We start from the raw sequence: 12,291 nt of genomic DNA on the forward strand, positions 1-12,291 counted from the left end.
CGCTTGACATAACGGGGTTCTAAATGTTCTTCCATAACGATTCTTTTTTTGTGTATCGATATTTCAGGACTAGACATTAAATCATATAAAAACCTCAAGTGTATTTTACATTTGAGGTTTTTTATTTTAGACTTCCCGTAGATTGCACAGATTTCACAAAAAATCGTGCTTAAAGCCTTAAAACAACTCTGCTTTAGGACTAATTTTATATGTTCTCAGAAAATACTTAATTGCATAACGCTTGGTTCAAAGCTATAATAGCTTTCTCATAATGCTCCCTTTTTACTACAAACTGCATGTTGACCTGCATGATGGATTGTGCATAGCATTCTATGTTAATATGATTCTCATACAGAGCTTTTGTCGCACGATATAAAAATCCGGGTGTAGCAATATTGGTTCCCATTGCACAGACTAATGCAACCGGAACTCCCGTTACCTGATAAAAATTCTGTTTAAGTTCCTCCAAAAGCTTTTCCGCGGTATTACTTTCCCAAATCACCATCGTTATTGAGTTGGCGTTTGTGGATTTCAATACATAACTTATATTATACTTTTGAAAATAGGTCATGATTCGGGCATCATAACCCACTTCACTTACCATAAGCGGATCATGAATTTCTATAGCCAGCATTTTTTTTGATCCGGACACAATCTCAACACGGGCGTCAGGAGATACATAATTCTTTGATATCAAGGTGCCGATATGATCCGGGTCGAATGTATTTTTAATACGGATATTAATTCCGGAGAGTTCTAATGGTTTTGCTGCTTTTGGGTGAATCGCTTCCATACCGATATCAGCCAGCTGGTCTGCAATGATGTAATTGGTAAGTCCCACTGGAACACAGTTTTCTACACCCACGATATTAGGATCTGCGCTTGATAAATGATATTCTTTATGGATAACTGCCTCATCAGCCTTTATATCTACAGCGACCTTACTGAAGGTAACTTCGGAGTATCCACGGTCAAAAACCCTCATAATTCCTTCAGTTCCTTTAGTGTATCCTGTGGCTACACAAATTATATTTTTAAAATCTATTCCGTTGAATTCTTTTGTAATTCTTTCATCAATAGTAAGGGCTTCGTTATCATCAAACCCGCATAAATCCACAAATTTTGCGTGAATTCCTTTACTGTTAATGATATTAGTAGAGTTCCACGCAGAATGGGCTTCCCCAATTGAAGCTAAAATTTCCCTTGCTGCAAGATGAATATCGTGGGCATTTACATATCCTGATGCCAAAACCTTACTCAGGCTGCTAAGCATTGTTTTTGCCTGCTCCACTCTGTTTGTTATAAATGCATTGGCTTCAGAAAGCTGAAGACCAATATTTTCCAATCCTTCATTAATCGAAATCAGTTTTTGGCATACCTTATCCAGGTCAGCCTTATAATCTTCACCGTTCAGAAACTTTTGATATACACCGGGTTCACCTGTTTTTTTATGTTCTAATAGCCAGTTTGTTACATTATTATAGGCGGAGACTACAAAAACTCTGTTGTAAAATTCTCCCTCTTTTCTTTTTCCAATAATTATATTGTAAAGAACATCCTGAAACTGAGACATGGAAGTCCCTCCTATTTTTTCTACTGTCAACATTGCAAAAACTTTTTTCAAGCTACGAAAATAAGAAAATTAAGATGATTGGAGATACGGATCTGTAAGTTGCCTGTTTAATCTTTTTTTAAATGCTTTTCCATTCAAATTCTAGAATCAGCCATGTCAAGGTTTTAAACCTTGACATGGCTCACAAGACATGAATGACTGTATTTAGAATTGAGTATTAATTTGTCTGTAAGAAATCAAAAAAATAAATTAATTATCTTTAAAAAACATAAATTTTAAACAATGAGTTCAACTATACAGTTATCAAAAAGATTCAGGGAAGTCTTGCTTGATGGTTACTGGATCGCCAATACCAATTTTAACGACAAACTTTCAGAGGTAACATGGGAACAAGCTATTGCTAAAATAGATTCTTTAAATACAATTGCTATGCTTACTTTTCATATCCATTATTATATAGCCGGAATTGTTAATGTATTGGAAGACGGTGAACTCGAAATAAAAGATCAATTCAGTTTTGGTCTTCCGCCTATTGAATCTGCGGAGCAATGGGAAGCGCTTTTAAATAGGCTTTGGACAGATTCAGAAAAGTTTGCATTATTAGTTGAACAGATGGCTGACAGTAAACTTGATGAGATTTTCGTAGATGAAAAATACGGGACCTACAGAAGAAACATCGATGGAATGATTGAACATGCCTATTATCACTTGGGACAGATCACTCTGATTAAAAAACTGCTGACCAAATAATAATTAGGATAAATGATGAAAATATATTTTTTCTTTTTACTGCTGCCTTATTACTGCTCTTCCCAACTCAAAATTCCAAAAGGCTTTTCGGAGTTCAAAGAAAGCCCGTCCAATGGAAAAGAAATGAAAAGAATTGTTGCAGATTTTGATAAGGATAAAAAAGAAGATGTTATAACGGTGATTTATCAATCGGATTACGAATTACATGCTGCCAAAAAGTATCTGATAATCTATCTTTCCTCAAAGAAGAAGACCTTCTATATTGATTTTGATGTATTCAACGGTGTTTTTGTTATCCCATTAAAATATAAAAATGATGTCCTTGAATTCCTTGTTTATCAGGAAGGAACCGGGGTTTATGGACATGGCTTAAAATTAAGATTTAATCAGAAAGTAAAAGATATTCAACTGATTGGCTATGATTATAGTTACAGAACTCCCGGTGGACACTGTAATAAAACGTATAACTTACTGACGGGAGATTATACGGTAAATAATGATTTCTATAGTATGAAAACTGATAAAACTGAATTTGAAAGTTTCAAAGGAAATAAAAAAATAGTAAAAAGTATTTTTATTAAAGATTTCTCAAGTGATTTATTTGCGGAATTGAGTTCAGTCGGAAAAAAATACGAAAGAGAATAAATATATCCCGCAAAAGCTGAGAGTAAACTTAACAATCAGAATTAGAATCAATCTAAAAATCGTAAAGCCTGTAAAATAGTCACATATTTTAAGCTTTTACGCAAATTACCTATCTTTAAAAAAAATAAATTTTAAATGAAAAAATCGGTTGCAATCATTTTTGCGTTTATCATTTCTCAATTTCAGGCTCAGCAAGGAGCTTACTATCAGCAAAGTGCGAAGTACAAGATGAATATTGATGTAAATGCTGAGAAATTTACTTATCAGGGGAATCAGACTTTAGAATACACAAACAATTCGCCAGACGAGCTCAATGTGGTGTATTTCCATCTGTATTGGAATGCTTTTAAACCAAATTCCATGATGGATCAAAGAGTGGCAGGCCAGGGTAAAAATGGAGATTCAAGATTGCAAAAGGATGGAGTTTCAAGATTGGCATCTATTCCGAAAGATCAGGAAGGAGCACAAAATATTCACTGGCTTAAACAGAACGGAAAAGATGTGAAGTTTGAGATCCAGGAAACGATCATGAAGGTCTATCTGGCAGAGCCGGTTAAGCCTAATTCATCAACAACTTTCACGATGGAGTGGGATGCCGTAATTCCTCAGCAGATCAGAAGAAGCGGAAGAAACAACAGGGAGGGAGTTGACATGACCATGACGCAGTGGTACCCGAAAATTGCAGAGTACGATTATGATGGCTGGGCAACCTTTGACTATATCGGAAGAGAATTCCATGCCCCATTCTCAGATTTTGATGTTACAATCAAGATCAACAAAGATTATGTAATTGGAGCAGGAGGGATTCTTGAGAACCCGGCGGAAGTTAAAGGCTACGATACAAACGCAAAAATAAAAGCTGAAAAAGATAAGAAAGCAACCTGGAGATGGACCGCAAAAAATATGCTGGATTTCGCATGGAGCGCAGACAGAGACTATGTTGTAAAGAGTTTTGACGTTCCGGAAGGGCCAAAAGTGTTTTTCGTGTATCAGCAGAATGAGAAAACAAAGGTTTGGGAAGAAGCCCAGCCTTATGTTACCAAATATTTCCAGCTAATGAACAGCAATTTCGGAAAATACGTCTATCCTACCTACGCTTTTATCCAGGGTGGTGACGGCGGTATGGAATACGGAATGTGTACCATGATCCTGGGCGAGGCCAAAGATATCAAAGGATTGATGGGCTTAATGGCTCATGAAGGCGCGCACTCATGGTATCAGCAGATGCTGGCCACCAATGAATCCGTCCGTCCGTGGATGGATGAAGGATTTACCAGCTATGCAGAGGGTTATGTAATGTATCACCTGTTTCCGGAAGAACTTCCTAATCCTTTTGCCAATACTGTAAACGCTTACAGAGGTTTCATTAAAAAAGGAATTGAAGAACCTGCCGTATGGTTAGGGGATCACCACGATAATGGAACTGCTTATACCTATGCTTCCTATGTAAAAGGTGAACTATATCTCGTACAGCTAGGCTATATCATGGGTGAGCATAAGCTTGCGGAAACCTTAAAGCAGTATTACGATCAATGGCATATGAAACATCCGTCTGACAGGGATTTTCTTCATATTGCCCAGAAAGTTTCAGGAATGGATCTGAAATGGTTCCACAACTATTGGATCAATACAACAAAAACCATTGATTACGGAATCAAAGATGTGAAGTACGATGCAAAATCTACAACCATTACTTTGGTTAATAACGGACAGGTTCCTATGCCTGTTGATTTCAATGTAATGACTGCAGATAAAAAGATCCTCACTTATCAGATTCCTTTAAATATGACCCATACATGGAAGGAGAAGGATATTTACGGTGATTTCAAGACAATGCCTTACTGGCCCTGGACTCAGAAAGAATATACGCTGACGATTCCTTACACAAAAGCCCAGATATCTGTTTTGGGAATAGATTTCAGCCAGAGAATGGCCGATGTAAATACGGATGATAATATTGTAGAAGTAAAGCAATAGATTAAGTACAATACAAATAAACACTCACAGAGCTTTCTGTGGGTGTTTATTTTTTATGAAGTCTTCACTAAGTATCTCAATTTGAAGCCTGATGTCCGAAATCACATATCTTTAGAAACCTGCACGATTCACTTGCGGAGCAAAATTCACCATTCACAACCACATCACTACCGGAAACCCTCTCATATCTGAGATCTGAAATCTAAATATCTTTATTTTATACCAAACTGCAGCACCATCCAGTGATTAGCATGATTCTTTACAAGGTCATTTCTTAAAACCTCATCTTTTGTATTGAGATAGCTGTATACTTTTAAAGGAACCGAATCCGGATATTCTTTTAATCCCTGATCCACAGTGGTTTTAGCTTCTTCCTTTTTTCCGCCTCCGTCCAGAGCTTCAGCTTTATAGATATAAATGATAACAGGAACCTTCCCATAAAGCTCCCGGGTCTCATTTTCCAGAAGCTTCATGGCTTCTATCTGAAATTCTGTATCAGGTGCTTTACCAACCATGGAAGTACGGCTGATGTGTTGCTGGTACATCAGGAAAAGCAACAGGACATGGAGATTTTTTGTATCGGGATTGGAGGCCATTTTTTCAATTTTCTGAACCGTTTCCGGAGTCATTTCATCATTTTCTGCCTGCAGGTTTTTATTATAAAATTCGTCAAGAAGATCATAAACAGCCCTGTCGTTTCGGTCAATCTTCGATTCCTGCTTTATTTTAAGGAATATATCTTTTACCTGGTTTCCGCTCTGGGCAAAAGTGTTCAGGCCAAAACAAAAGATTACAATCAGCATTAATTTTTTCATGGAAGCAGGATAAAAATATTTTCAGTTTTAAAGATAATTAAATGTTTCCAATCTTCTAAATTTCAGACTCAGGTTTTTCTTATTAATAGATGAGAAATCTGCTTTATTTGCTTTTGCTATAAAAACACAATTGCTTTTCTGTATCTTCTTGTCCTGAATTCAGGTTAAATAATATAGATATTGCTTATTTTTGAGGATAAAGGCTTATTTTTACAACTGTTTTTTAACCCAGACTAGCTTAAAAAATAAATGAATTCAATTGTAATCAACGTAGGGAACAGCAACATCAGATTCGGACTTTTCAATGGAGACAACTGTGATATTTCATGGGTCATCAATACGAAGCCGTACAGAACGGTAGATGAGCTGTATGTACAGATCCTCATGCTTTACCAGACCTATAAAGTAGAACCGGAAGACATCAGTAAAGTCATTATAGGATCCGTAGTTCCCCAGCTTACCAAAGTGATGGGTTCGGCGATTAAAAAGATCCATGGGCTTCAGCCTGTGATTGTAGACCGGTCTACGCCTTCAGGAGTTCAGGCGAAATCCAAACAGATGGGAACTGATATTTATGCCAATCTTGTGGCTGCCCATAATCTTTACCCCAACCGGAAGAAGATCATCATTGATTTTGGAACGGCTCTTACGGCAAGCTGTGTAACGGAAACCGGAGAAACATTGGGAGTAATCATTGCCCCCGGAATTGTAACCTCTTTAAATTCATTGATCAGCCAAACCGCCCAGCTTCCTGATATTGAACTGAAAAAACCTAAATCCGTACTAGGCCTGGACACGGTAACCTGTATGCAAAGCGGTATGGTATATGGATTTCTGGGAATGGTAGAAGGTTTTATAGACCGTATCAACGATGAGGTGAACGACGACTGTTTTGTGGTGGCAACAGGTGGTGTTTCCCACGTTTATAAGCCGCTAACAGAGAAAATTCATGTGATGGACAGGCTCCATACGCTGAAAGGACTTTATTTTTTAGGAAAAGATTTATAGGAAAAACTCCAATAAACTAAAAACGTATTATGAGAAAATTAAAAGAATTCCCGGCAATAGAAACGGAAAGATTAGTTCTTTCACAACTGAAGGAAGAAGATCTTCCTTTGGTAACTGAATACCTTCAGGATAAAATTTTCTCAGAGGTCACATCCAATATTCCCTATCCTTATACCAGGGAACATGCCGAATTCTGGATGAAAATGTCCCGGGAATCTTTTGAAAACAATACAGGATATACTTTTGCAGTCCGAAATAAAGAAGGACAGATTTTAGGGGCCATTGGTCTTCACGACAGGGAAGATGATAAGGCCGAGCTGGGGTATTGGATGGGAAAACCTTTCTGGAATAAAGGCTACGTTACCGAAGCCGCTACAGCTTTAATTGATTTTGGGTTTAAGGAACTGGAGATTAATAAAATTTACGCAACTTATTTTCTACACAATCCGGCATCCGGAAGAATTATGGAGAAAACAGGGATGGAAAAAGAAGCTCTGCTAAAACAGCATCTTAAAAAAGATGGTAAATATATTGATGTCATGATGTATTCCATTTTAAAAAATAAATAATGATTTAGCCTTTCGTGGAAGCGGGCATCAAATTTTAAAATCTATCTTTTGTTTTTAAAGAATTCTTTAACGATCGTTGAGCATTCATTTTCCATTACTCCGGTTACCATTTCTGTTTTGGGATGCAGGGAAAGGTGCTTGTTGATAAATCCTCTTTGTTCATCTCTGGCCCCAATTACGACTTTAGAGATCTGTGACCACGCTAAGGCTCCGGAGCACATTACACAAGGTTCAAGGGTTACATAAAGGGTACAGTTAATCAGGTATTTGCCACCCAAAAAATTGGCAGCAGAAGTGATGGCCTGCATTTCTGCATGGGCAGTTACATCGTTTAAAGTTTCTGTGAGGTTGTGGGCTCTTGCAATGATGCGGTTATTGGAAACGATGACGCATCCGATGGGAACCTCATCTTTTTCCAGCGCGGCTTCTGCTTCCTGCAGAGCCATTTTCATATAATATTCGTCGGTAAACATTTAATCTTCAATAGTTAAGGTTAAAGGAAGTTTGAGGTAATACCTTACCGGATCGCCTTTGCTAACTGCCGGAGAAAATTTCTCCGAAACGGAATACAGCGCAATTTCAGCCTGCCTGTTAAAGGTGAAATTATCTCCCTGTGCGTGTACATTACTGATGCTTCCGTCTTTTTCAACAATAAAACCCACATTGGTCTTTACTGTTTTGGTTTCAGTATAAACACCTCCGGTATAAAAAAGGTGGGCAACTTCCTGTCTCAATGTATTGAATCCGCCAGGATAGTCAGCAGATTTTTCAAAAACAGCAGATTTCTCAATGTTGTTTTCCGATATGCCTTTTGGACTCTTCAGAGACTGCAGGTCTTCCAGATTTCTTACTTTTAACAAAGCTCCTATCATGGCTACGTTTTCAATGCTGTCCATCTTTTTCATGAAAAGCATAAAATCAAGTTTTATATTGGCTTTTTTGAAAGAATCCTGCTCTGTGTCAAACTTCTTTTTAAACTCAGTATTCAGCATATTCCTGTGGTGGTTATAATAGTTTTTAACCTGCCGGAATTCTTCCTTCTGCTGCGAAAAACAGAAAGAGTAAGTAAGGCAGAACAGGCAAAGAAATAAAGCTTTCAAAGGAGTATATTTATGTAAATATAATTAAAAAAATGAGAACTTTATCCTTTGATATCAGCTTTCAAGATAACGGTTCAGAGATTCCTGAAGATGAGTACGGATGTCATCAACTAAACATTTCGGTTCCAGAACTGTGACTTCTTTACCGTAAGAAAGGATTTCCTGCATAAAATCATAGGTAGGGTGGAGGAAGAATTCAAAATAGATCTCTTCCGGTGTTTCTTTAGTTTCTTTCTGAGACTGATGAAGCGGAAAACTTCTGATATACTCTCCCTGATGCCTGCTGCATTTCATAATGATCTTCTGAGGGTTTTGTTCTGCAAGATTCATCACCCCAAAAGCATTTTTGAAATGTTCTCTGAAATTGTAGTTATACTTTTCACGGAATTTGCTGTCGCTCACATCCAGATAATTGACCCTGTCTAACCCGAATGACTTTAAGGTTTTATCTTTAGTATCAATGGCGATGAGATACCATCTGTCTTTGGATTCTTTTAAAGCCAGGGGATGTACTTTCCTTGAAGTCATCACTTTATTCTTGTAGTTATAATGCTCAAAACTAACCACTCTTTTATTACGGATGGCAAAGAAAAGATCATAAAAATGTTCTATTCCTGTAGGCTTCCTGCTTTCAAAAAAGATAAAATCTGAAAAATCCGGATGAAGATTCAGGGCGTTGCTTACCTGGAAGGATTCCAGTAATTTTTGATTGTATTCATCCACTTCCATGATCGGGCGGCTCTCAATATAATACCTGTTATCTCCTTTCTTCTTGTTGTGAATGGAAAGGTTAAAAAGATCGGAAATCTCACGAATATCCCTCTGCAGCGTACGGATCGAGTAGCTTTTGATCCCCGCATCCTGAAATTCAAAAGAGTTTAAAAGATAGTCCTCCAACTGGGAATAGGTGGCTGGTGAACTTTCTAATCTTTTGATAATTAAGGCATATCTTGTCAGATAAAAATCTTTTTTCATTCGTCTGTATTTTATAGAGCAGCCATGCTGCGTTTCATGGTAAAATTTTATAAGACAAATATATAGGGTTAATGCGACAAAACATGTCGTGTTTTATTTTTTTGTGGATAAGTTTTGAGGATATAAAAAAGACCACTTCTGAAAGCGGTCTCCTGATTATTATTTTTCTGTTTCTAATATTGTTTCTATCAAAAATCATTTACCCTTTCTGATGATATTGTTAAATAAAAAATCAAAGAAAGAATAATTGTATTGCTTAATACTAGTTTTGTTTTAACGATTGCTTAGTGAAGATTGGTTGCATAGTTGAAGGTTTTGACAATATATAAAAAAGACCGCGGTTTAAAGCGGACCTTATTTTATATTTTCTCTTCAATTTTAGAGAGTTCTTTTTGATTAAAAATAAGATAGAAAAAATGAAAAATTCCTATAAATGAGTAAAATGATGCAAAAAAGAAATGGCCATAATCCGCAATAAAAATATTATAAATAAGGTTGACTATTATTATAGTCAAAATTGAAAATATATAAGAGCGTAAAACATTTTTCTGCAAGATGAATTGATCGTAAATAAAATAAAATAAAATAAAGTGTATAGCAGGAATTATAATCACAAAAGCCATTCCTATGGCTTGTAAAGCTATCTGCAATAAAAAATAACTTCCAAATAATAAATAATAGAAAAGTCTGGATTTATTGATTTTAAAAATGCTTTGATTAATAATAGTATAAATGGTTACTATTAATGCAAAATAAAAAGGTTCAATTATAAAGTTTTTAAAAAAAGTCTGATAATAGTCTAAAAAAAAGGTATTACTTAAGTAAAAGAATAAATATTCCATTATAAAGGAAATAGCTACAGAAACAAATACAATCAATACTGTTTTCAAAGTTATTTTTTTGGATATCGTCTCCATAATCTTTTATTGGGTTCTTTTGGATTCTTATAAAAACTATCGTTGTTACCAGTAAAAATACTACTTTTTCGGCCCCATGTCATCACCATCTTTTATCCTTTTAGGCTCTATTAAAATCGATGTTATATAATAAAACCGCTCAGCAATTGAGCAGTTTGGATTTAACTTTTAGATTCCCAAATAAGATTTCCATTTTCATCCCATTCCTTAAGGGTATTAGGGATGACATCGTTATTGTGGGCTTTATATTCTTGTGATTTTTTACCATTTTTATGAAAGTAACGGACCCATCCTTCCTGATAACCTTTGTCATATTCCTCTTCTTTAAAAAGATTTCCAGTATCATAATTTTCAAATACAATCCCTGTAAAAGGAGCTCCATTATAATTATAAATTGGTATACCTCCACCATCTAATCTTGAAATGGTTAAATTTGAATCCTTATAATTAATTTTTAGTGCCATAAATTAAATTTTTTATTGTTATACAAATATACTTAAAGCCTATAAACCTAATCCCATGTGTAAGATAATAGCAGTGCACGCATAGCGGCTGTATCTTATTCGCTTCCTGTCATAAAAAACGATTATATCCAATAATGTCTTGAAATACAGCATCCCCTAATTTTGCTTCAGGGTCTATTACGGTCAAAAGTTTATCAAGAGCTCTTATTTCTCCATGAGATCCTATTGCCCAGCTCTTATTATATCACTAGGCGTTGCAAGTAACCCATCCATCTTTAAACGGGTAATATGCTTATCTGACCTAGCTTTAAGAGTAGGATGTAGGTTTTCTGCTTTCAAAAAAGATAAAATCTGAAAAATCCGGATGAAGATTCAGCGCGTTGCTTACCTGGAAGGATTCCAGTAATTTTTGATTGTATTCATCCACTTCCATGATGGGGCGGCTCTCAATATAATACCTGTTATCTCCTTTTTTCTTGTTGTGAATGGAAAGGTTAAAAAGATCGGAAATCTCACGAATATCCCTCTGCAGCGTACGGATCGAGTAGCTTTTGATCCCCGCATCCTGAAATTCAAAAGAGTTTAAAAGATAGTCCTCCAACTGGGAATAGGTGGCTGGTGAACTTTCTAATCTTTTGATAATTAAGGCATATCTTGTCAGATAAAAATCTTTTTTCATTCGTCTGTATTTTATAGAGCAGCCATGCTGCGTTTCATGGTAAAATTTTATAAGACAAATATATAGGGTTAATGCGACAAAACATGTCGTGTTTTATTTTTTTGTGGTACTTAAAAAAAAAATTCAATAAGTGGATTTTACTAATATCTACTTTAGATCCAGGCTTGTAGAATATAGTGTTTAGAATAAAATACCGTTCAAGAAATTGAGCGTTTAACTTATTTTTTTAGAATATTCTTTTCATGGAGCCAAATTTCCTCAGTAAAGTTTTTCGGCTCTCCAGTGCTAGCATTAACTCCAATACCAAATACAGCTATTTTTCCTGCCTTCAAATTTTTGAAAGAATAAACATAATATTCATCAATAATTAAAGTAGGATAAAATTTAAAAGAATCTTTTGCTTTTATTTGATCTTTTTCATTATTAGATCGAAAAGCTTCATAAATTTTATTTGCTTGTTGAAATTTTATATTATGATTCTTTTCAAAGGTTTCTGCCTCATTTGTAAGAACTTCATTTCCGTCGGTGAAATGAGCAACAAGAGTTATATGGTGCTGATTTAAAAACTTTCGTTCCTTAGAACAACTAATAAATAATAAAAGTCCAAGTAATATAAAGCTGAAGTGAGTTCGCATTTTTTCTATAATTTTATTAATGTTAAAAAATAATAGTCATAGAAATATTTTGCTTAATGAAAAAGGGGTTATTTTTTTTTAATGCAGTTGTACATTTCCTGCATTATCAACCTTAATTCTTTTCTCCTACGTGATAATTATCTAGGAGCCGAAATTCCCGACTCCCAAGGATATTTTGTTTTCT

14 protein-coding genes are annotated in these 12,291 nt (G+C 35.6%); 5 read left to right on the top strand and 9 right to left on the bottom strand.

The window, feature by feature from the left end; genetic code table 11:
- Positions 1–226: 226 nt before the first annotated feature.
- On the bottom strand, positions 227–1,606 hold the full coding sequence (locus tag AC4IFE_RS03100; protein ID WP_490754811.1) for an aspartate kinase: 1,380 nt from the start codon (positions 1,604–1,606) through the stop codon (positions 227–229).
- A gap of 249 nt (positions 1,607–1,855) precedes the next feature.
- Between AC4IFE_RS03100 and AC4IFE_RS03105 the strand changes: the two genes are divergently transcribed.
- The 3 genes from AC4IFE_RS03105 (at position 1,856) to AC4IFE_RS03115 (ending at position 4,945) form a co-directional block, all read left to right on the top strand.
- The gene (locus tag AC4IFE_RS03105; protein ID WP_490754812.1) at positions 1,856–2,323 is read left to right on the top strand and encodes a DUF1572 domain-containing protein; all 468 of its coding nucleotides are present in this window, start codon (positions 1,856–1,858) and stop codon (positions 2,321–2,323) included.
- A 12-nt stretch (positions 2,324–2,335) separates the two neighbouring features.
- A complete protein-coding gene (locus AC4IFE_RS03110) occupies positions 2,336–2,968 on the top strand; it encodes a hypothetical protein (protein ID WP_490754814.1) in 633 nt (210 codons plus the stop codon).
- A gap of 135 nt (positions 2,969–3,103) precedes the next feature.
- Entirely contained in the window at positions 3,104–4,945 is a 1,842-nt protein-coding gene (locus tag AC4IFE_RS03115; RefSeq protein ID WP_490754816.1) for a M1 family metallopeptidase, read from the top strand.
- A gap of 212 nt (positions 4,946–5,157) precedes the next feature.
- On the opposite strand, the gene AC4IFE_RS03120 is transcribed toward AC4IFE_RS03115, so the two are convergent.
- Positions 5,158–5,760, bottom strand: coding sequence for a hypothetical protein (locus tag AC4IFE_RS03120; protein ID WP_490754817.1), 603 nt, complete (start codon positions 5,758–5,760; stop codon positions 5,158–5,160).
- A 249-nt stretch (positions 5,761–6,009) separates the two neighbouring features.
- On the opposite strand from AC4IFE_RS03120, the gene AC4IFE_RS03125 reads away from it, so the two are divergent.
- A complete protein-coding gene (locus AC4IFE_RS03125) occupies positions 6,010–6,768 on the top strand; it encodes a type III pantothenate kinase (RefSeq protein ID WP_490754819.1) in 759 nt (252 codons plus the stop codon).
- Between the two features lie 29 nt (positions 6,769–6,797).
- Positions 6,798–7,337 carry a GNAT family N-acetyltransferase gene (locus tag AC4IFE_RS03130; protein WP_490754820.1) on the top strand — a complete coding sequence of 180 codons (540 nt, stop codon included), beginning with the start codon at positions 6,798–6,800 and terminating at the stop codon, positions 7,335–7,337.
- Positions 7,338–7,378: 41 nt separating this feature from the next.
- Here AC4IFE_RS03130 and AC4IFE_RS03135 read toward each other — a convergent pair whose 3' ends face one another.
- The 7 genes from AC4IFE_RS03135 to AC4IFE_RS03165 form a co-directional block, all read right to left on the bottom strand.
- Positions 7,379–7,810 carry a nucleoside deaminase gene (locus AC4IFE_RS03135; protein WP_490754822.1) on the bottom strand — a complete coding sequence of 144 codons (432 nt, stop codon included), beginning with the start codon at positions 7,808–7,810 and terminating at the stop codon, positions 7,379–7,381.
- On the bottom strand, positions 7,811–8,437 hold the full coding sequence (locus tag AC4IFE_RS03140; protein WP_490754824.1) for a hypothetical protein: 627 nt from the start codon (positions 8,435–8,437) through the stop codon (positions 7,811–7,813).
- Positions 8,438–8,491: 54 nt separating this feature from the next.
- A complete protein-coding gene (locus AC4IFE_RS03145; RefSeq protein ID WP_223558051.1) occupies positions 8,492–9,412 on the bottom strand; it encodes a helix-turn-helix transcriptional regulator in 921 nt (306 codons plus the stop codon).
- Positions 9,413–9,771: 359 nt separating this feature from the next.
- Positions 9,772–10,302, bottom strand: a complete 531-nt coding sequence (locus AC4IFE_RS03150; RefSeq protein ID WP_490754826.1) for a hypothetical protein — start codon at positions 10,300–10,302, stop codon at positions 9,772–9,774.
- 188 nt (positions 10,303–10,490) lie between these two features.
- Positions 10,491–10,793: a toxin-antitoxin system YwqK family antitoxin gene (locus tag AC4IFE_RS03155; RefSeq protein WP_490754827.1), complete on the bottom strand. Its 303-nt coding sequence runs from the start codon at positions 10,791–10,793 to the stop codon at positions 10,491–10,493.
- A gap of 307 nt (positions 10,794–11,100) precedes the next feature.
- A complete protein-coding gene (locus AC4IFE_RS03160; RefSeq protein WP_490754828.1) occupies positions 11,101–11,472 on the bottom strand; it encodes a hypothetical protein in 372 nt (123 codons plus the stop codon).
- 218 nt (positions 11,473–11,690) lie between these two features.
- On the bottom strand, positions 11,691–12,107 hold the full coding sequence (locus AC4IFE_RS03165) for a hypothetical protein (RefSeq protein ID WP_490754829.1): 417 nt from the start codon (positions 12,105–12,107) through the stop codon (positions 11,691–11,693).
- Between the last annotated feature and the right edge of the window lie 184 nt (positions 12,108–12,291).

It is taken from the genome of Chryseobacterium sp. UF-81 (genome assembly GCF_058245105.1).

Excerpts from the sequence above, each read along its gene's own strand:
- AC4IFE_RS03100 (WP_490754811.1), bottom strand. The coding sequence starts at position 1,606 with ATGTTGACAGTAGAAAAAATAGGAGGGACTTCCATGTCTCAGTTTCAG.
- AC4IFE_RS03105 (WP_490754812.1), top strand. The coding sequence starts at position 1,856 with ATGAGTTCAACTATACAGTTATCAAAAAGATTCAGGGAAGTCTTGCTT.
- AC4IFE_RS03110 (WP_490754814.1), top strand. The coding sequence starts at position 2,336 with ATGATGAAAATATATTTTTTCTTTTTACTGCTGCCTTATTACTGCTCT.
- AC4IFE_RS03115 (WP_490754816.1), top strand. The coding sequence starts at position 3,104 with ATGAAAAAATCGGTTGCAATCATTTTTGCGTTTATCATTTCTCAATTT.
- AC4IFE_RS03120 (WP_490754817.1), bottom strand. The coding sequence starts at position 5,760 with ATGAAAAAATTAATGCTGATTGTAATCTTTTGTTTTGGCCTGAACACT.
- AC4IFE_RS03125 (WP_490754819.1), top strand. The coding sequence starts at position 6,010 with ATGAATTCAATTGTAATCAACGTAGGGAACAGCAACATCAGATTCGGA.
- AC4IFE_RS03130 (WP_490754820.1), top strand. The coding sequence starts at position 6,798 with ATGAGAAAATTAAAAGAATTCCCGGCAATAGAAACGGAAAGATTAGTT.
- AC4IFE_RS03135 (WP_490754822.1), bottom strand. The coding sequence starts at position 7,810 with ATGTTTACCGACGAATATTATATGAAAATGGCTCTGCAGGAAGCAGAA.
- AC4IFE_RS03145 (WP_223558051.1), bottom strand. The coding sequence starts at position 9,412 with ATGAAAAAAGATTTTTATCTGACAAGATATGCCTTAATTATCAAAAGA.
- AC4IFE_RS03155 (WP_490754827.1), bottom strand. The coding sequence starts at position 10,793 with ATGGCACTAAAAATTAATTATAAGGATTCAAATTTAACCATTTCAAGA.
- AC4IFE_RS03160 (WP_490754828.1), bottom strand. The coding sequence starts at position 11,472 with ATGAAAAAAGATTTTTATCTGACAAGATATGCCTTAATTATCAAAAGA.
- AC4IFE_RS03165 (WP_490754829.1), bottom strand. The coding sequence starts at position 12,107 with ATGCGAACTCACTTCAGCTTTATATTACTTGGACTTTTATTATTTATT.